Source organism: Cupriavidus sp. IDO (assembly GCF_000812465.1).
Taxonomy (GTDB): domain Bacteria; phylum Pseudomonadota; class Gammaproteobacteria; order Burkholderiales; family Burkholderiaceae; genus Cupriavidus.
The window spans coordinates 1-17,912 of record NZ_JWMA01000118.1 but is presented as its reverse complement, the minus strand read 5'-3'; the positions used below and the strand labels follow the sequence as shown (position 1 = coordinate 17,912).

Annotated in this window: 18 protein-coding genes; 15 read left to right on the top strand and 3 right to left on the bottom strand. The window is 64.7% G+C overall.

Going from position 1 to position 17,912, the window contains the following annotated elements:
* Nucleotides 1-26 precede the first annotated feature (26 nt).
* Nucleotides 27-1,001 carry an NADPH:quinone oxidoreductase family protein gene (locus RM96_RS27265; protein ID WP_039014866.1) on the bottom strand — a complete coding sequence of 325 codons (975 nt, stop codon included), beginning with the start codon at nt 999-1,001 and terminating at the stop codon, nt 27-29.
* Nucleotides 1,002-1,209: 208 nt separating this feature from the next.
* Here RM96_RS27265 and surE point away from each other — a divergent pair, with 208 nt between their 5' ends.
* Genes surE through RM96_RS27240 form a run of 5 tightly spaced genes read left to right on the top strand, consistent with a single transcriptional unit; the run spans nt 1,210 to nt 5,792 of the window.
* Nucleotides 1,210-1,962, top strand: coding sequence for a 5'/3'-nucleotidase SurE (gene surE, locus RM96_RS27260; RefSeq protein WP_039014865.1), 753 nt, complete (start codon nt 1,210-1,212; stop codon nt 1,960-1,962).
* A 28-nt stretch (nt 1,963-1,990) separates the two neighbouring features.
* Nucleotides 1,991-2,890, top strand: coding sequence for a protein-L-isoaspartate(D-aspartate) O-methyltransferase (locus tag RM96_RS27255; RefSeq protein WP_039014864.1), 900 nt, complete (start codon nt 1,991-1,993; stop codon nt 2,888-2,890).
* A gap of 8 nt (nt 2,891-2,898) precedes the next feature.
* A complete protein-coding gene (locus RM96_RS27250) occupies nt 2,899-3,765 on the top strand; it encodes a peptidoglycan DD-metalloendopeptidase family protein (protein WP_039014863.1) in 867 nt (288 codons plus the stop codon).
* A gap of 6 nt (nt 3,766-3,771) precedes the next feature.
* Nucleotides 3,772-4,953: an RNA polymerase sigma factor RpoS gene (rpoS, locus tag RM96_RS27245; protein ID WP_039014862.1), complete on the top strand. Its 1,182-nt coding sequence runs from the start codon at nt 3,772-3,774 to the stop codon at nt 4,951-4,953.
* Nucleotides 4,950-5,792 carry a 3'-5' exonuclease gene (locus tag RM96_RS27240; protein WP_039014861.1) on the top strand — a complete coding sequence of 281 codons (843 nt, stop codon included), beginning with the start codon at nt 4,950-4,952 and terminating at the stop codon, nt 5,790-5,792. The genes rpoS and RM96_RS27240 overlap by 4 nt, the downstream gene beginning before the upstream one ends.
* Nucleotides 5,793-5,813: 21 nt before the next feature.
* On the opposite strand, the gene RM96_RS27235 is transcribed toward RM96_RS27240, so the two are convergent.
* A complete protein-coding gene (locus RM96_RS27235; protein ID WP_039014860.1) occupies nt 5,814-6,668 on the bottom strand; it encodes an endonuclease/exonuclease/phosphatase family protein in 855 nt (284 codons plus the stop codon).
* A gap of 110 nt (nt 6,669-6,778) precedes the next feature.
* Here RM96_RS27235 and rlmD point away from each other — a divergent pair, with 110 nt between their 5' ends.
* Nucleotides 6,779-8,212, top strand: coding sequence for a 23S rRNA (uracil(1939)-C(5))-methyltransferase RlmD (gene rlmD, locus RM96_RS27230; RefSeq protein ID WP_082016728.1), 1,434 nt, complete (start codon nt 6,779-6,781; stop codon nt 8,210-8,212).
* A gap of 75 nt (nt 8,213-8,287) precedes the next feature.
* Here rlmD and RM96_RS27225 read toward each other — a convergent pair whose 3' ends face one another.
* A complete protein-coding gene (locus RM96_RS27225) occupies nt 8,288-8,992 on the bottom strand; it encodes a Bax inhibitor-1/YccA family protein (RefSeq protein ID WP_039014858.1) in 705 nt (234 codons plus the stop codon).
* 338 nt (nt 8,993-9,330) lie between these two features.
* Here RM96_RS27225 and ndk point away from each other — a divergent pair, with 338 nt between their 5' ends.
* The 9 genes from ndk to RM96_RS37705 all read left to right on the top strand — a co-directional run.
* Nucleotides 9,331-9,756, top strand: a complete 426-nt coding sequence (gene ndk, locus RM96_RS27220) for a nucleoside-diphosphate kinase (protein WP_039014857.1) — start codon at nt 9,331-9,333, stop codon at nt 9,754-9,756.
* Nucleotides 9,757-9,809: 53 nt separating this feature from the next.
* Nucleotides 9,810-10,964 carry a 23S rRNA (adenine(2503)-C(2))-methyltransferase RlmN gene (rlmN, locus tag RM96_RS27215; RefSeq protein ID WP_039014856.1) on the top strand — a complete coding sequence of 385 codons (1,155 nt, stop codon included), beginning with the start codon at nt 9,810-9,812 and terminating at the stop codon, nt 10,962-10,964.
* Nucleotides 10,961-11,740 carry a type IV pilus biogenesis/stability protein PilW gene (gene pilW, locus RM96_RS27210; protein WP_039014855.1) on the top strand — a complete coding sequence of 260 codons (780 nt, stop codon included), beginning with the start codon at nt 10,961-10,963 and terminating at the stop codon, nt 11,738-11,740. Before rlmN ends, pilW begins: the two co-directional genes overlap by 4 nt.
* Nucleotides 11,733-12,764 carry a RodZ domain-containing protein gene (locus tag RM96_RS27205; RefSeq protein WP_039014854.1) on the top strand — a complete coding sequence of 344 codons (1,032 nt, stop codon included), beginning with the start codon at nt 11,733-11,735 and terminating at the stop codon, nt 12,762-12,764. Before pilW ends, RM96_RS27205 begins: the two co-directional genes overlap by 8 nt.
* Nucleotides 12,765-12,805: 41 nt before the next feature.
* The gene (ispG, locus tag RM96_RS27200; RefSeq protein ID WP_039014853.1) at nt 12,806-14,098 is read left to right on the top strand and encodes a flavodoxin-dependent (E)-4-hydroxy-3-methylbut-2-enyl-diphosphate synthase; all 1,293 of its coding nucleotides are present in this window, start codon (nt 12,806-12,808) and stop codon (nt 14,096-14,098) included.
* A 37-nt stretch (nt 14,099-14,135) separates the two neighbouring features.
* Nucleotides 14,136-15,506: a histidine--tRNA ligase gene (gene hisS / locus RM96_RS27195; protein WP_039014852.1), complete on the top strand. Its 1,371-nt coding sequence runs from the start codon at nt 14,136-14,138 to the stop codon at nt 15,504-15,506.
* A gap of 87 nt (nt 15,507-15,593) precedes the next feature.
* Nucleotides 15,594-16,226, top strand: a complete 633-nt coding sequence (locus RM96_RS27190; RefSeq protein WP_039014851.1) for a YfgM family protein — start codon at nt 15,594-15,596, stop codon at nt 16,224-16,226.
* A gap of 70 nt (nt 16,227-16,296) precedes the next feature.
* Entirely contained in the window at nt 16,297-17,463 is a 1,167-nt protein-coding gene (bamB, locus tag RM96_RS27185; RefSeq protein ID WP_443112280.1) for an outer membrane protein assembly factor BamB, read from the top strand.
* Nucleotides 17,464-17,702: 239 nt separating this feature from the next.
* The coding region (locus RM96_RS37705; protein WP_193752529.1) for a GTPase at nt 17,703-17,912 on the top strand (210 nt) is incomplete at its 3' end.

Here is a 17,912-nt window from a genome sequence, read left to right as displayed (position 1 = left end):
TTTTTTGTGCCGTGCCTGATTCTGTGTCAGGGCACGATCACGATCTTGCCGGTCACCTTGCGCGCTTCCATGTCCTTGAGCGCCTGCGGTGCCTGGTCGAGCGTGTAGCGCGCGGAGATGTGGGGGCGGATCTTGCCTTCCTTCATCCAGCCCAGCATCTGCGCCATGTTCGCCTGGTTGGCGCGCGGCTCGCGGCGCACGAAGTCGCCCCAGAATACGCCGACCAGCGAAGCGCCCTTGAGCAGCGCCAGATTCAGCGGAATCCTGGGGATTTCGCCGTTGGCGAAACCCACCACGAGGTAGCGCCCGCGCCAGCCGATCGAGCGGAAAGCCGGTTCGGCATAGACGCCGCCGACCGGATCGTAGATGACGTCCGGACCCTTGCCGTCGGTCAGGGCCTTGACGCGCTCGCGGAGGTCTTCGGTGCTGTAGTTGATCAGGGCATCGGCGCCATGCTCCTTGCACACGGCCAGCTTTTCGTCGGTGGAAGCGGCCGCGATCACGCGCGCACCGATGGCCTTGCCGATTTCAATGGCAGCCAGCCCGACGCCGCCCGCGGCGCCAAGCACCAGCATGGTCTGGCCGGCTTTCAGTTCGCCACGATCGACCACGGCGTGGTGCGACGTGCCATAGGTGAGGGTGAATGCCGCGGCAGTGTCGAAGTCGATACCCGGCGGCATCGGCACCACGGCAGCGGCGGGGGCCTTGGCCTGCGAGGCGAAGGCGCCGTTGCCCAGGTAGGCAATGACCTTGTCGCCTGGCTTGACGTGTGTTACGCCTTCACCGACAGCATTGACCACGCCTGCCAGTTCTGAGCCGGGGGTGAACGGCAGTTCAGGCTTGGCCTGGTATTTGTTCTGGATGATGAGGACGTCGGGGAAGTTCACCCCGGCAGCCTTCACGTCGATCACGACTTCGCCCTTGCCAGGCACGAGATCAGGCAACGTCTCGATAATCAGGGAATCGGGCGGGCCCCAGGCTTTGCACAGTACGGCTTTCATCATGTCTCCGGTGATATATGTGGCGATGCGCGGCGAACCGGTGTTTGCCTGCGCAGGCAGGGCAAGTGTAGCGCAAAATAGCACGGTCGTTCTGTTCCGTGCGGTCCCGCGTCTGTGACGTGTCGACGGTGGTGTCAGGTCGCCCCGACGGCGGTTTTTGGCGCGCCGGCAGGGCGCTTGTGGCGGCTACGTCAGGTACAATCGCGGCATGCATATCCTTCTCGCCAATGATGACGGTTATCTCGCGCCGGGACTCGCCGTTTTGCATGCAGCGCTTGCCCCGCTAGCGCGTATTACGGTCATCGCACCGGAGCAGAATCACAGCGGAGCCTCGAACTCGTTGACGCTGCAACGGCCGCTTTCCATTTACGAAGCGCGGGAAGGCGTGCAGAAGGGTTTCCGCTTCGTCAACGGCACGCCGACAGACTGTGTCCATATCGCGCTCACCGGCCTGCTTGACGAAAAACCCGACCTGGTGGTGTCGGGGATCAATCAGGGACAGAACATGGGCGAAGACGTGCTGTATTCCGGCACCGTCGCCGCCGCCATCGAGGGCTACCTGCTGGGCATACCCTCCATCGCGTTCTCGCAGGTGGACAAGGGCTGGGAACACCTGGACGCCGCCGCGCGCGTGGCGCGCACCATTGTCGAGCGTGTCATCGCCACGCCAATGACCGAGCCGTTCCTGCTCAACGTCAATATTCCCAACCTGCCGTTCGAACATATCAAGGGCCATCGCGCCACGCGGCTTGGCAAGCGCCATCCGTCGCAGCCGGTGATCACGCAGGTCAATCCGCGCGGCGACACCAACTACTGGATCGGCCCCGCCGGCGATGCGCGCGATGCCAGCGAAGGCACGGATTTCCATGCGACTGCCGCGGGCTACGTCTCGCTGACGCCGTTGCAGCTCGACCTGACCCATCGCGGCCAGCTCGAGGCGCTTGACCAGTGGCTGAAGTAGACAGCCTTCCCGCCGTGCATCGCCCCCGATGAGTTCCACGCCCCGTCGAAACAAATTTCCGCTGCCGCTGGACGCGGTAGTTGAACGCAAGCCCGCGCCGGCGCGTACCGCCGGCATGCCTGCGGTCGGTGCGCCCCGTGTGGCCACGCCGGCGGCCAAGGCGCGCGCGTCGAAAGCTCCCGCGCCTGCGCCGGCACCGGCCGCCAGTGCGGTCGAGGCACGGGCATCCGCGGCGACAGCGGGCGGCGGCGGCATGGCGTCCGAGCGGGCGCGCGGTGCCCTGGCTGCGCGACTGCGCGCCGCCGGCATCCGCGACGAGCGCGTGCTGGGCGCCATCGCCACCGTGCCGCGGCACCTGTTCGTCGAGCCCGGGCTGGCATCGCAGGCCTACGAGGACGCCGCGTTGCCGATCGGGCATCAGCAGACCATTTCCAAGCCTTCCGTGGTGGCGCGCATGATCGAACTGCTGCGCGAGGGGCTGGCGGCCGACGAGCCGCTGGAGCGCGTGCTGGAGATCGGCACCGGCTGCGGCTACCAGGCCGCGGTGCTGAGCCTGGTGGCGCGCGAGGTTTTTTCCATCGAGCGTATCCGGCCGCTGCACGAGCAGGCCAAGGCGAACCTCAGGCCGCTGCGTGTGCCCAACCTGCGCCTGCACTATGGGGACGGCATGCTCGGCCTGCCACAGGCTGCGCCGTTCTCGGCCATCATCCTGGCCGCTGCCGGGATGGAAGTGCCGCAGGCCTTGCTGGAGCAGCTCGCCGTCGGTGGCCGGCTGATTGCACCGGTGGCCGTGGTGCCGCCTGCCGGCGTGCCGGGGCAGACTGTTACACAGCAGCTTCTGCTGATCGAGCGACGCAATCGCCATCGCTTTCACCGAACCGCGCTTGAAGCCGTTTTCTTTGTGCCCTTAAAATCGGGCACCATCTGAGTCGAACTATGCACAACATCGTGAAATCGCAATATTTCGCACGCGCCGGACAGCTCGTGGCGGCTTCCGCGCTGGCGGCACTGCTGGCGGCCTGCGCCAATTCGCCCATGCCGGCCCCCGTGGTTGACCGTACCTCCACCTCCGGTGCCGCAGCGGCCCCGCTCGAGCCGGCTCCTGCGGGATACTATCGGGTCAAGCGAGGCGATACCCTTTACCGTATCGCCCTCGAGAACGGCCAGTCCTACCGCGATGTCGCGGCATGGAACAATCTCAGCAACGTGAACCAGATTGAAGTGGGCCAGTTGCTGCGAATCGTTCCGCCTGGCGCCGACGTCAATGCTGCGCCTGGCGTGGCAACCGTTCCGGTTGCGCCCGCTACGGTGCAGGGCCAGCCGATCGACCAGGCTCGTCCGGTCGGCTCGCCCGCGCCTTCCACGCCGTCCACGCCGTCGGCGGCCACCTCCACACCGGCTGCGCCGGCTGCAGCCGCATCGGCCCCGATGGGTGACGGTTCGGTGAAACTGGCGTGGCCTGCAAGTGGCCAATTGGTCGGAAAATTCGATGACAAAGGCAATAAAGGCATCGATATTGCGGGCAAGAAGGGGGATTCCGTGCTCGCCGCGGATGACGGTCGGGTGATTCACGTTGGCCCCTTGCGCGGCTACGGGAATCTTGTCATCATCAAACACAATGAGACATTTCTTACTGCCTACGGCCACAATGACAAGGTGCTGGTGGCAGAGCAATCCACGGTTCGCAAGGGCCAGAAGATTGCGGAGATGGGCAACAGTGATACCGACCGTGTAAAGCTCCACTTCGAAGTTCGCAAGAACGGAAAACCGGTTGATCCGATGCGGTATCTGCCGCCACAGTGAGGGTTCATGCCACGCCAGAAAACTGTCTCCTCCGGAACCGTCAGCAGGGCTCGCCGTCCCAAGCAGCCGGAAGTGAAGGCTGGTGTGGCACAGCCCCTCGATCATGCCGATGCGGATGAGTTCGGCAAGGATCTTGCTGCCGACCTGATTCCCGTGACCGACGAGCCGATCGCGACCTCGACGTCGGTCGGCTTGCGTGAGGCCGACCTGCTCGCCGACGACAACGAGCGTCACGCGCGCGACGACGAAGACGACGAGCAGGAAGATGAGGAAGAGAGCGAAGGCGGTGAGAACGGGACGGAAACTGCGGCCGCCGAGCACGACGATTTCCGTACCGTATTGCATACCGAGCTTGCTGCGGACACGGTTCAGCATTATCTGAACCGCATCAGCATCAAGCCGCTGTTGTCGGCGCCCGAGGAACTCCATTTTTCGACGCTGGCCAAGGACGGTGATTTCTCCGCCCGGCAGGTCATGATCGAACGCAACCTGCGGCTGGTGGTCAGCATCGCCAAGGGCTACCTGAATCGCGGCGTGCCGCTGCTCGACCTGATCGAAGAAGGCAACCTGGGCCTGATGCATGCGATCGAGAAGTTCGATCCCTCGCGCGGGTTCCGCTTCTCGACTTACGCCACATGGTGGATTCGCCAGAGCATCGAGCGCGCCATCATGAACCAGGCGCGTACCGTTCGCCTGCCGGTGCATGTGATCCGCGAACTCAACCAGGTGCTGCGCGCCAAGCGGCATCTGGAAAAGGGCGGCACCGACGGCCGCGACGCCAGTCTCGAAGACATCGCCCATTTGCTGGGCAAGACGCCAGACGAAGTGCAGGACGTGCTGGCGCTCAACGAACATACCACCTCGCTCGATACGCCGTTCGATCTCGATCCGGGCTCGAGCCTGCTCGATTTCCTCTCGGACGAGCACAACGCCGCGCCGGACCAGGAAGTGGCCCACCGCGAGCTGGAAGGCCTGATGAAACTCTGGCTGGCCCGCTTGTCGGAAAAACATCGCTATGTGGTGGAGCGCCGCTTCGGCCTCAACCATATCGAGCCCGCCACGCTGGAAGAACTTGCCGAGGAGATGGGCCTCACGCGTGAACGCGTGCGCCAGATCCAGCAGGAGGCGCTGGTCAAGCTCAAGCGGCATTTCGCTTCGCAAGGTGTAAGGAAGGACGCTGTTCTATGACCCCTGTGCTGGTATTCGACATCGAGACGATTCCCGATGTCGCCGGCCTGCGCCGTTTGCATGACCATCCCGCATCGATGAGCGACGCCGAAGTCGCCGAGCGTGCGTTCTCAGCCCGCCGGGAAAAGACCGGCAGCGATTTCCTCCCTCACTACCTGCAGCGCGTGGCCGCGATTTCCTGCGTGCTGCGCCGTACCCAGCGCGACGGCTCGGCGGTTTTCCACGTCGGTTCGCTGGGCACTGTCGAGGACGGTGAAGCCACGCTGATCCAGAAGTTCTACGAACTGATTGCGCGCTACAGCCCGCAACTGGTGTCGTGGAATGGCGGTGGTTTCGACCTGCCCGTGCTGCACTACCGCGGCCTGGTCAACGGCGTAACTGCGCCGCGCTACTGGGAAATGGGCGAGGGCCGCGACGACGACAGTCGCGACTTCAAGTGGAACAACTACATCAGCCGCTACCACATGCGGCACCTGGACCTGATGGACCTGCTGGCAATGTACCAGCCGCGGGCCAGCGCACCGCTCGATGACCTTGCCAAGCTCTGTGGCTTCCCGGGCAAGATGGGCATGGATGGCAGCAAGGTCTGGCAGGCCTTCCAGGACGGGCAACTCAACGCCATTCGCGCGTATTGCGAAACGGATGTCGTCAACACCTACCTGATGTACTGCCGCTTCCAGCTGATGCGCGGCGGCCTCAGCCCGCGCGAGTTCGACCTCGAGATGGAACTCGTGCAGGAATCGTTGGCCGAGCTGCCGGGCTCGCAGTGGATGGAATACCTGCGCGCGTTCCAGCTCAAGCCGGTCGGTCCCGTCGACGACGGCGAAGACATCGACTGACATTCCATCGCAAGGCCGCGCTCAGAGATCCAGCGAGAGCAGGATGGGCTGGTGATCGGAATCGGTGGTGTCCGCGTTCACCTCGCAGCGCCTGATCCGGTCGAGCAGGTTCTGCGTGACAAACATGAAATCGCAGGCGAAGGGCGGCTCCGGCCACTGCTCCTTGTCGTAGATCGCGCAGGTCGGTGCATGCGCCTGTCCGGGGTGCATGTGCAGCCAGGCGTCGCGCCATTCCTGCGTGCCGTCATCGAACGGCTCGGTCATGCGCCGGTAGGCAATATCGTCGGGTTTGCTGTTGAAGTCGCCGCACAAGACCGCTTCCGACGGGCGCGCCTCGGGCGTGAACGGACCGGGCCGGGATTCGCTGCGCCCAGGCCTGAGCGCGTGATCGCACGCCTGCGCGTGCCAGTCGCGCAGTGCGTCGGCCTGTGCGGCGCGCTGGCGGGCAGAGTAGTACTCCAGGTGGGTGCAGATCACGCGTAAGCGTTGTGCGCCGGCCTGCAGCGTGGCTTCGAGCGCGACGCGCGGCATCGATGCCACATCCGGGTCCGCTGGCCAGGGCAGGGCGTGCCGGAAGACCTCATGGACTGGCAAGCGTGTTGCGATCAGGTTTCCGAATTGTCGCGGTGTGCCGGTGCCCGTAAACCGGTCGACGCCGGGTGCATACAGCAGCCGGTAGCCGGGCAGGAGTGCGGCCAGTTCAGCCACCTGGTCGTCTCCCGGACTGCCCCGCAGGTCGCCAAAACCACGCGTGACTTCCTGCAGGCAAAGCACGTCCGCGTGCGCCATGCCGCGCATCGTGGCGATGCTGCGGCCCAGGTCGACCCGGCCATCGGCGCCGCGGCCCCACTGGATGTTCCATGAAATCAGTTCCATCTGGACGTCTCCCTCGCATTCCCGCGATTTCCTGGCCTGCAGGTACGCCGGGCGTGTGCTGGTCTGGACTACAATCCCGCTTTCGAAAACAATACGTCAGGTTTCGTCTGGTGTCCCAAGTCGTGTCCTCCCCAAAAGAAACGCCGGCGGCTCAAGGTGCCGCATCCGTCGCTCCCGACAGCCGGGGCAAGCCCGCGACATCCGCCGCAGATCCGGTTGTGTCCATCGAAAGCCTGGATGTGGAGGCGCGAGGCGTCGGCCGGCTCGTCAATGAGGATGGCACGCCTGGCAAGGTGATTTTTGTGGAGGGCGCGCTGCCCGGCGAGACAGTCAGCTACCGCAGCTTCCGCCGCAAGCCCAGCTATGAGCAGGCGCATCTGGTAGACGTGCTCAAGCCGTCCGTGATGCGCGTGCAGCCTGGCTGCCAGCATTTCGGTGTGTGCGGCGGTTGCTCGATGCAGCACCTGGATTCGCGGGCACAACTGGCTATCAAGCAGCGCGTGCTGGAAGACAACCTGTGGCACTTGTCCAAGGTGCGTCCCGATGTGGTGTTCCGGCCCATCGCCGGTCCTGACTGGGGATACCGCTATCGCGCACGTCTGACCGTCCGGTACGTGGCGAAGAAGGGCGGGGTACTGGTTGGTTTCCATGAGCGCAAGAGCAGCTACGTCGCGGACATGACCCGCTGCGAAATCCTGCCGCCGCACGTGTCGGCGATGCTGGTTCCGCTGCGCGAACTGGTGGGTGGGCTGTCGATCCGCGAGCGCATGCCGCAGATCGAAGTGGCCGTTGGGCACGAGGTGACGGCACTGGTGCTGCGCATCCTGGAGCCGCTGACTGACGCCGACAAGGACCTGCTGCGCGCCTTTGCCGACCAGCATCAGGTTCAGTTCTGGCTGCAGCCGAAGGGTCCGGATACAGTCGCGCCGTTCTATCCGCTGGATCGTGAACTGGCCTACACGTTGCCAGAGTTTGGCATCCGCATGCCGTTCAAGCCGACCGACTTCACCCAGGTGAACCACCAGATCAACCGCGTCCTGATCGGGCGCGCATTGCGGCTGCTGGAAGCGCAGCCCGGCGACCGCCTGCTCGACCTGTTCTGCGGCATCGGCAATTTCACGCTTCCGCTGGCCACGCAAGGGAAATCGGTAATGGGCATCGAAGGCAGCGAAGCCCTGACCACCCGCGCGCTGGCCAATGCCGAGTACAACGGCCTGGCCGACAGGACGGAATTTGCCTGCCGCAACCTGTTCGAGGTGACCGCGGACGACATTGCTGCGCTGGGCCGTTTCGACCGCTGGCTGGTCGACCCGCCGCGCGAGGGCGCGCTGGCCGTCTGCAAGGCACTGGGCGAACTGGCGCAGCAGGGCAGCGACGTGCTGCCGCGCCGGATCGTCTACGTGTCCTGCAGCCCGGCCACGCTGGCGCGCGACGCCGGACTGCTGGTGCACGAGGCGGGCTATCGGCTGGCCGGGGCAGGCGTGGTCAACATGTTCCCGCACACGTCCCATGTGGAGTCGATCGCGGTATTCGAGCGCGGCTGATGCCGCTGCCGGATCGGCGCCCAAAGGAAAAGCCGGCCAATTGGCCGGCTTTTTCATGCGAGGGAAGCAGGTGCGTCAGTCGCGGCTGCCGCCGAAGATGCCGAGCAACGCCAGCAGGTTGGCGAAGACGTTGTAGACATCGAGGTAGATCGCCAGGGTGGCGGTGATGTAGTTGGTTTCGCCACCATTCACCACGCGCTGTACGTCGAACAGGATGTAGGCAGAGAAGATGCCGATCGCGATGACCGATACCGTGATCATCAGCGACGGCAGCTGCAGCCAGATATTGGCGACGCTGGCGAGGATCAGCAGGATAACGCCGACGAACAGGAATTTGCTCAGCCCGGAGAAGTCGCGCTTGCTGACGGTAGCGATCGTGGCCATTGCGCCGAACACTGCTGCCGTGCCGCCGAAGGCGTACATGATCAGTGCCGGGCCGTTCGAGAACTGCAATACCGCGCCGATCAGCCGCGACAGCATCAGTCCCATGAAAAACGTGAAGGCGAGCAGGAGGACAACCCCCATGCTGCTGTTCTTGGTCTTCTCGATGCCATAGAAGAACGCAAAGGCGATGCCGAGGAACAGGATCAGCGACAGGCCGGGCCTGCCCGCCATGAAGCTGAAGCCGGTTGCCACGCCGATCCACGCGCCGAGCACGGTCGGGATCATCGAAATGGCGAGCAGCCAGTAGGTATTGCGCAAGACCCGGTTGCGGATGACGACGTCAGTGACGCCGGACGCACTGTTGCCGAAACCGTAGGTGTTCAGCTTGTTATCCATGGTGACTCCTGTCTCAAAACGGTGAGGCGCCGGGGCTACCCGGGCGGGCACATCGTCAATGTGGCATCGCCTTGGCGGAATTGCAAGGGCGGAGCCTCGCAAAAGGCACATCTACGCACGTTGCATCGCGCCATCGGTACTTTTGACGTCGCGGCGGCTGATCCGTTCCATGCTGCGCTATCGCTGAAATGTGCGCAAAAAGCCTCTTGATCGCCGCGGGTGCCGGTTTCTGCCTCCACCATGTCCGCCAAAGCCCGGCAGGCTCGAAAGCGCAATGTACTCGTGCTAGAATCGCACGTTTAATCCATTTGTAACCCCTTCATTTTTCGGAGTTTTTCATGGCGATCGAACGCACCCTGTCGATTATCAAGCCGGATGCCGTGGCCAAGAACGTTATCGGCCAGATCTACGCCCGTTTCGAGGCCGCTGGCCTGAAGATTGTTGCCGCCAAGATGGCGCACCTGTCGCGCGGCGAAGCCGAACAGTTCTACGCCGTGCACAAGGAGCGCCCGTTCTTCAAGGACCTGGTGGACTTCATGGTTTCCGGCCCGGTCATGATCCAGGCCCTGGAAGGCGAAAACGCCATCGCCAAGAACCGCGACCTGATGGGCGCCACCGATCCGAAGAAGGCCGAGAAGGGCACCATCCGCGCCGACTTCGCCGACAGCATCGATGCCAACGCCGTGCACGGTTCGGACGCTGCTGAAACGGCTGCCGTGGAAATTGCGTTCTTCTTCCCGGCCATGAACGTTTACAGCCGTTGATTGTCTGGTCTATCTCCCAAGACTAGACTGACCTTGAAGCTGAGTTTGCCGTCATGAACGATCTCGTCAACCTGCTCGACCTGGATGCGGACGCGCTCACTGCCTATTGCGGTGAGCTCGGCGAGAAGCCGTTTCGTGCGCGGCAACTGCAGCGCTGGATCCACCAGTTCGGTGCCAGCCGCTTCGATGCCATGTCGGATCTTGCCAAGTCGCTGCGCGAAAAGCTCGCGACGCGCGCGGAGATCCGCTCGCCTGCCGTCATCACCGACCACCTGTCGGCTGACGGCACGCGCAAATGGCTGCTCGACGTCGGCCAGGGCAACGCGGTGGAGACGGTGTACATCCCCGAGGAGACGCGCGGCACGCTGTGCGTGTCTTCGCAGGCGGGGTGCGCCGTCAACTGCCGGTTCTGTTCCACCGGAAAGCAGGGCTTTTCGCGCAACCTGACCACTGGCGAGATCATCGGCCAGTTGTGGATGGCCGAATTCGCCATGCGCGAGCAACTGGGCCGCGGCCCCAAGGATGACCGCGTCATCTCCAACGTGGTGATGATGGGCATGGGCGAGCCCCTGCTCAACTATGACCAGGTCGTGCCGGCCATGCGCCTGATGCTGGACGACAACGCCTACGGCCTGTCGCGCCGTCGCGTGACGCTGTCGACGTCCGGCGTGGTCCCGATGATGGACCGCTTGTCGCAGGACCTGCCGGTGGCCCTCGCGGTGTCGCTGCATGCGTCCAACGATGCCCTGCGCGATGTGCTGGTGCCGCTGAACAAGAAGTACCCGCTGGCGGACCTGATGGCGGCATGCCGTCGCTATCTGGAATTTGCGCCGCGCGATTTCATTACTTTCGAATATTGCATGCTGGATGGCGTCAACGACGGCGTCGAGCATGCGCGGGAATTGCTGAAGCTTGTGGCCGACGTGCCGTGCAAGTTCAACCTGATCCCGTTCAATCCCTTCCCGGAATCGGGCCTGAAGCGGTCGAACAACGAGCAGATCCGCCGCTTCGCGCAAGTGTTGATGGATGCGGGCATCGTCACCACCATCCGCAAGACGCGTGGCGACGATATCGATGCCGCCTGCGGCCAGCTCGCCGGGGAGGTTAAGGACCGCACGCGTCTCGCCGAGCGCGGCAAGTTCGGCAAGATCACGCCGCTGGTGCCGGTCGTCGCGACCGGCCAGTCTCGGGAGGCTCGCCCTGCATGATCCGTCTGATCGCTGCAGCCCTGTTCGGGCTGCTGTTGTTGTCCGCCTGCCAGCTGCCGCACACGCCAGCGCAGGATCTCCAGACCTCTTCCGACCAGACCGATGCAAGGCGCCGTGCCAGCATCCGGCTGCAGCTCGCCACCAACTACCTTGAGGCCGGCCAGAACAGCGTTGCGCTGGACGAGGTGAAGCAGGCGATCGCGATCGATCCGACGGTGGCCGATGCGTATCACGTGCGAGCGCTGATCTACATGAACATGAACGAGCGGGCGCTGGCCGATGACAGCTTCCGCACAGCGGTTTCCATGCGCGGCAACGATGGCGACCTGCTGAACAACTATGGCTGGTTCCTGTGCCAGGAAGGGCGCTACGCCGAGGCGGTGCCGATGCTGCAGCGCGCGGTTTCGGCGCCATCGGCCGGCGGTCCGGCCAAGCCGCTGATCAGCCTGGGCGCATGCCAGCTGCGCAACGGCGCCAGCGAAGAGGCAGAGAAGAGTCTCAAGTCGGCGCTCGGCTATGACCGGAACAATCCGGTGGCAAATACCAATCTCGCGCTGGTCTACTACCGGCGCGGTGACCTGACGCAGGCCCGGCAGTACGCCGAGCGTGTCAACAACAGCAGATTCGTCAGCGCGCAATCCCTCTGGCTGGGTGCGCGCATTGCCCGGCGTCAGGGCGACACCGCGACGCAGAACGCCCTCGTGGCGCAGCTGCGGAGCCGTTTCCCTGACTCGCGTGAGTTGACCGCCTACGAACAAGGAGCATGGGATGAGTGAGCAAGAGCGCGCCGCAGGCCAGGCCGCATCGACGGGACACGTCGGCGGAGGCGCGACAGAAGCAGAACGGGAAGCCGTCGCGCGCGAGATCGGAGCCATGCTGGCGCAGGCCCGCGAATCGCAGCGGATGTCGGTCGAAGATGTCAGCGCCCGGCTGAAAGTGGCTGCGCCCAAACTGGCCGCGGTCGAAGCCGGGCACCTGGAAGCCTTGCCGGACGTGACCTTTGCCAAGGGCGTCATGCGCGCCTATGCACGCATGCTGCACGTGGATATCGACGTTCTCCTGGCGCGCTTCCATCCGCGGCCGGTGCAGGTGGTCGAGATGGCTCGGCAGCACGAAGGCGGGCTCAACGCGACGTTTGACGATCGCAACCGCTTCGGCTCGAGCCGCTCCGGTGGCCGCTGGATATGGCTGGCGCTGGTGGTGGTCGGCCTTGGTGCAGGCGGCTGGTTTGGCCTCGATCACTTCAAGCACTGGCTGGAAACGCGCAATACAGCGGTCGAAGCCGCGGCTGTAGAGGAACATGCTCCTTCGAGCCAGGGCGCGGATTCCGGCACGGTCACGGCGGCGCTGCCGCCGGTCATGGCGGGTGCCGATGCTCCGGCGCCGTCCGAGGCCGAGCCGGCCAGTGCAGCTGCGGCCAGCGCAGTCGCCCCGGTGGCAGCGGTCGCTGCAGCCCCCACGCCGGCAAAGCCCGCAACGGCTGCAACGACTGCAACGACTGCAACGACTGCAACGACTGCAACGACTGCAACGACTGCAACGCCCGCCGCAGTGGCCGGCGATGGAGAGCTGAAGATCCGGTTCGCGGCGGATACCTGGTACGAAATCCGGGACCGCAGCGGCAAGGTCGTGATGGGTGGTACTGCCAAGGCCGGCCAGGAAGTGGCCGGCGGTGGTACGGCGCCCTACAAGGTGGTGATCGGCAATGTTAAGGGTGTGGAATCGATGAGCCGCAATGGCGCGACCGTCGATCTGCGGGCGGCCAACCGCAACAACGTGGCGCGCCTCACGCTGCCCTGAAGCCGACGCGGAACAATTCGCCTTTGCGAGGTGGTAACGCTATGAACCAACAGCTTTGTCTTCCGGTCCTGCCGGGCCCGCTGCCGCGGCGCCAGACGCGCCAGGCGCGCGTGACGTGGGGCGACAATGTCGTGACCATTGGCGGCGGTGCACCGGTGCGTGTGCAGTCGATGACCAATACGGACACCGTCGATGCGATCGGCACGGCGATCCAGATCAAGGAACTGGCCCGTGCCGGCTCGGAGATCGTGCGCATCACGGTCAATACGCCGGAAGCCGCGGCGGCAGTGCCCGGCATCCGCGAGCAGCTGGACCGGATGGGCGTGGATGTGCCGCTGGTGGGCGACTTCCACTACAACGGCCACAAGCTGCTGCAGGACTATCCGGGCTGTGCCGAGGCATTGTCCAAGTACCGCATCAACCCCGGCAACGTGGGGCAGGGCGCCAAGCGCGATACGCAGTTCGCGCAGATGATCGAGATGGCGTGCCGCTACGACAAGCCGGTGCGCATCGGCGTCAACTGGGGCAGCCTGGACCAGGACCTGCTCGCGCGGATCATGGACGAGAACGCGGGCCGCGCCGAGCCGTGGCCGGCGCAGAGCGTGATGATCGAGGCGCTGATCACCTCGGCAATCGACTCGGCGAAGAAGGCAGAGGAAATCGGCCTGCCGGGCAACCAGATCATCCTGTCGTGCAAGGTGTCGCAGGTGCAGGAACTGATCGCGGTCTACCGCGAACTGGCGCGCCGTTGTGACTATGCGCTGCACCTGGGGCTGACCGAGGCCGGCATGGGCAGCAAGGGCATCGTCGCCTCGACCGCGGCGCTGTCGGTACTGCTGCAAGAGGGCATCGGCGACACCATCCGCATCTCGCTGACGCCGGAACCCGGTGCGCCGCGCGAGAAGGAAGTCTACGTGGGGCAGGAAATCCTGCAGACCATGGGCCTGCGCAATTTCACGCCGATGGTGATTGCGTGCCCGGGCTGCGGCCGAACCACCAGCACGGTGTTCCAGGAGCTGGCGGCCAGCATCCAGACGTACCTGCGCGAGCAGATGCCGCACTGGAAGACCGCCTATCCCGGTGTGGAAGAAATGGATGTGGCCGTGATGGGCTGCATCGTCAACGGTCCGGGCGAAAGCAAGCACGCGAACATCGGCATTTCCTTGCCGGGTTCGGGCGAGTCGCCGGCGGCACCCGTTTTCGTGGACGGGGTCAAGGTAAAGACCCTGCGCGGCGACCGCATCGCCGAAGAGTTCCAGGCGATCGTCGACGATTACGTCCGTACGCATTACGGCCCCGATGCAACGAGGGCCACGAAGGAAGCAGCGGCCTGAGCCAGTCCGGCAGGGCGCAAAAGCCATACAAGAAGAGATGACGCAATCCGATAGCAACGCCGCAGCAAGCGGCGTCAAGACCGAAGAGAAGCTTCGCCCTGCCAAGGCATTGCAGGGCGTGAAGGGCATGAACGACATGCTGCCCGCCGACGCGCCGTTGTGGGAGCATTTCGAGAACGCCGCGCGCGCGATGCTGCGCGCCTATGGCTACCAGCAGATCCGCACGCCGATCGTCGAGCATACGCAGCTGTTCGTGCGTGGCATCGGCGAGGTGACTGATATCGTCGAGAAGGAGATGTACTCCTTCACCGATTCGCTCAACGGCGAGCAACTGACGCTGCGTCCGGAAGGTACCGCCGCGGCGGTCCGTTCCACCATCGAGCACAACCTGCTGTACGACGGCCCGAAGCGCCTCTGGTACACCGGCCCGATGTTCCGCCACGAGCGTCCGCAGCGCGGCCGCTATCGCCAGTTCCATCAGCTCGGCGCCGAGGCGCTCGGCTTTGCGGGACCGGACGTGGATGCCGAGATCATCCTGATGTGCCAGCGCCTGTGGGACGACCTCGGCCTGACCGGCGTGCGCCTGGAGATCAACTCGCTCGGCCAGGCCAGTGAGCGTGCCGCGCACCGCGAGCAGCTGATCCAGTACCTGGAAGGCTTCCAGGACATCCTGGACGACGACAGCAAGCGGCGCCTCTACACCAATCCGCTGCGCGTGCTGGATACGAAGAATCCGGCCCTGCAGGAGATGGCGGCGAACGCGCCCAAGCTGATCGACTTCCTCGGCGAGGAATCGCTGGCGCACTTCGAAGGCGTGCAGCGCCTGCTGAAGTCGAACAACATCCCGTTCAAGATCAATCCGCGCCTGGTTCGTGGCCTGGACTACTACAACCTGACGGTGTTCGAGTGGATCACCGACAAGCTCGGCGCCCAGGGCACCATCGCCGGCGGCGGCCGCTACGACCCGCTGATCGCGCAGATGGGCGGCAAGCCGGCACCGGCTTGCGGCTGGGCGATGGGCATCGAGCGGATCATCGAGCTGATTCGCGAGGAAGGCGTGGTACCGGATGCGGTCGGTTGCGATGTCTACATCGTGCATCAGGGCGAAGCGGCAGGGCAGCAGGCCATGATCGCGGCCGAACGCCTGCGTGATGCGGGCCTGGACGTCGTGCTGCACGCGACCACCGATGGCAAGAGCGGCAGCTTCAAGTCGCAGATGAAGCGCGCGGATACAAGCGGCGCAGCCTATGCCGTTATCATTGGCGACGATGAAGTGGCGGCAGGTGTGGTCCAGGTCAAGGAACTTCGCCAGGGCGCGCAGGCCGAAGGCGGTGGCAAGCAGGCATCGGTGCCAGCCGAAGGTCTGGTCGACTATGTGATTGACGCCATGGTCGGTGCCAGCGAGTAAGCGCCGCCGGACCACAACGCAGCAAGACAGCGAAGGCCGCCACTGGCGGCCTTCAACCCTAACCCAAACGCAGGTGAACGCCTCGACATGGCTTACGATCTAGAAGAACAGGAACAGCTTGAGAATCTGAAGGCCTGGTGGCGCCAGTATGGCAATGCCCTGACCTGGGTCCTGATTGCCGGTTTGCTGGCCTTTGCAGCGTGGAGTGGCTGGAAGTACTGGGAGCGCAAGCAGGCTTCCGAGGCGGCGGTGCTGTACGAGCAGGTGCTCAAGGCGGCCGAGGGCCGCGATGCCGACCGCGTCAAGCGCGCCGCTACCGACCTCGAAGAGAAGTTCGGCAAGACCGCCTATGGCCCGATGAGCGCGCTGACGGCCGCCAAGGTGCTGTATGACGCAGGCGACCTCGCTTCGGCCAAGGCGCAGCTGCAATGGGCCGTGGAGCACGGCGATGGGGAGTATTCGCACATCGCCCGCGTGCGCCTCGCCGGCGTGCTGCTGGACGAAAAGGCCTATGACCAGGGCCTGGCATTGCTGAAGGATGAGCCGCCTGCGCCATTCGTGGCGCTGTATGCAGATCGCCGCGGTGATCTGCTGGCCGCGCAGGACAAGCGCGACGACGCACGTGCCGCATATCGCAAGGCGCTCGACAAGCTGAGCGCCGGCGATATGTCGATGCGCCAGATCATCCAGTTCAAGCTTGACGCGCTGGGCACGGCCTGACGACGGCGGACATCCTCCGTCGACCGGCACATGCTACAAAACAATTCAGGATCGTAACCTTATGACGTCTATGCTTTCCGGAGCCGTACAAGGCCAGCCTTGCCGCAAGTTTGCCCGCGCGTTGGTCGCCGGCGCGTGTATTGCTGCCCTTGGCGGTTGCTCGCTGTTCAGCAAGGAAAACAAGCATCCGCCGGCGGAACTGAAGCCGCTGTCGGCAACGCTGTCGGTACGCCAGGCCTGGAAGGCTGACGTCGGCAAGAGCGGTCCCTATACGATGCAGCCCGTGGCGGCCGGCAACAACGTCTACGTCTCGTCCAACGGCGGCAACGTGATGGCATTGGATGGCGCCAGCGGCCGCACGCTGTGGAAGGCCAAGACGGACCTGGATCTGACGTCCGGCCCGGGCAGCGATGGTTCCGTGACCGCGGTGGCTGGTGAAAAGGGCGCGGTTTATGCGTTCGATGCCAGCGGCAAGCAGATCTGGAAGAAACAGGTCAATGGCGAAGTCCTGTCCGCGCCGCTGGTCGGCAACGGGCTGGTCGTGGTTCGTACCACCGATACGCGCGTGCTCGGGCTGGATGCCGAAACCGGCGAGCGCCGCTGGATCTATCAGCGCTCGCAGACGCCGCTGAACCTGCGTGCGGCAATGGGGATGGTGTTTGCCGGCGATGGCATCGTGATGGGCTTCCCTGGCGGCAAGCTGGGCGTGCTGACGCCGGGCAACGGCGTGCTGCGTTGGGAAAGCACGATTTCGTATCCGAAGGGCGTGTCGGAGATCGAGCGCCTGAACGATGTGACCGGCCAGCCGATGGTCAACGGCCGGCAGGTGTGCGCCACGACGTTCCAGGGGCGGGTGGCATGCCTTGAGCTGGCCAACGGCCAGCCGCAGTGGGGCAAGGATTTTTCGTCGCCGACCGGACTGGCGCAGGACGACACTGCGCTTTACGCCAGCGACGAGCAGTCAGTCGTGCACGCGTTCGACCGCCAGAACGGCAACGAGCGCTGGAAGAACGACCAGCTTCGCAACCGCCGCTTGGGCGCGCCGCTGGTGCTCGGGCGCTCGGTCGTGATGGGGGACTTTGAAGGCTATGTCCACTTCCTGTCGCGGGAAGACGGCCAGGTGGTCGCGCGCATGAAGACCGACGGCAGTGCAGTCAACGCAGCGCCGGTGGTGTCGGGCCAGACCCTGGTGGTCCAGACCCGTGACGGCGACGTCTACGGCTACGTGCCGAACTGACACGGCTTCAACAGCGCCGCTCCGTACACCTGTCGGTATGGGCGGCGCCAATTCCGGTAGCATGATCCCTGGTCCAGTGGACCAGTCGTGCAGCTAGATGTGGAACGGGCCCCGGCGCCGCCGTTCCGCCCGACAGGAGATGTGGCCAGCCGCGCGTGAGCGCGTGAGTGGCTGTCGGATCAACTGACTCCGGAGTTCCTGGGGGACGGCAGGTGCCGCCCCCCGTTTCCGTTTATTGCATGAAACCAGTTATTGCATTAGTCGGCCGCCCCAATGTGGGCAAGTCGACGCTATTCAACCGCATGACCCGCTCGCGCGACGCCCTCGTCGCCGACCTGCCGGGCCTGACGCGCGACCGCCACTACGGGGAAGGGCGCATCGGCGATCGCCCCTTCATTGCCATTGATACCGGCGGTTTCGAGCCGGGGGGCAAGGAAGGCATCGTTGCC

Excerpts from the sequence above, each read along its gene's own strand:
- surE (WP_039014865.1), top strand. The coding sequence starts at position 1,210 with ATGCATATCCTTCTCGCCAATGATGACGGTTATCTCGCGCCGGGACTC.
- hisS (WP_039014852.1), top strand. The coding sequence starts at position 14,136 with ATGACGCAATCCGATAGCAACGCCGCAGCAAGCGGCGTCAAGACCGAA.
- ispG (WP_039014853.1), top strand. The coding sequence starts at position 12,806 with ATGAACCAACAGCTTTGTCTTCCGGTCCTGCCGGGCCCGCTGCCGCGG.
- bamB (WP_443112280.1), top strand. The coding sequence starts at position 16,297 with ATGCTTTCCGGAGCCGTACAAGGCCAGCCTTGCCGCAAGTTTGCCCGC.
- rpoS (WP_039014862.1), top strand. The coding sequence starts at position 3,772 with ATGCCACGCCAGAAAACTGTCTCCTCCGGAACCGTCAGCAGGGCTCGC.
- rlmN (WP_039014856.1), top strand. The coding sequence starts at position 9,810 with ATGAACGATCTCGTCAACCTGCTCGACCTGGATGCGGACGCGCTCACT.
- RM96_RS27225 (WP_039014858.1), bottom strand. The coding sequence starts at position 8,992 with ATGGATAACAAGCTGAACACCTACGGTTTCGGCAACAGTGCGTCCGGC.
- RM96_RS27235 (WP_039014860.1), bottom strand. The coding sequence starts at position 6,668 with ATGGAACTGATTTCATGGAACATCCAGTGGGGCCGCGGCGCCGATGGC.
- RM96_RS27205 (WP_039014854.1), top strand. The coding sequence starts at position 11,733 with ATGAGTGAGCAAGAGCGCGCCGCAGGCCAGGCCGCATCGACGGGACAC.
- RM96_RS27240 (WP_039014861.1), top strand. The coding sequence starts at position 4,950 with ATGACCCCTGTGCTGGTATTCGACATCGAGACGATTCCCGATGTCGCC.
- RM96_RS27190 (WP_039014851.1), top strand. The coding sequence starts at position 15,594 with ATGGCTTACGATCTAGAAGAACAGGAACAGCTTGAGAATCTGAAGGCC.
- RM96_RS27265 (WP_039014866.1), bottom strand. The coding sequence starts at position 1,001 with ATGAAAGCCGTACTGTGCAAAGCCTGGGGCCCGCCCGATTCCCTGATT.
- RM96_RS27255 (WP_039014864.1), top strand. The coding sequence starts at position 1,991 with ATGAGTTCCACGCCCCGTCGAAACAAATTTCCGCTGCCGCTGGACGCG.
- pilW (WP_039014855.1), top strand. The coding sequence starts at position 10,961 with ATGATCCGTCTGATCGCTGCAGCCCTGTTCGGGCTGCTGTTGTTGTCC.
- RM96_RS27250 (WP_039014863.1), top strand. The coding sequence starts at position 2,899 with ATGCACAACATCGTGAAATCGCAATATTTCGCACGCGCCGGACAGCTC.
- ndk (WP_039014857.1), top strand. The coding sequence starts at position 9,331 with ATGGCGATCGAACGCACCCTGTCGATTATCAAGCCGGATGCCGTGGCC.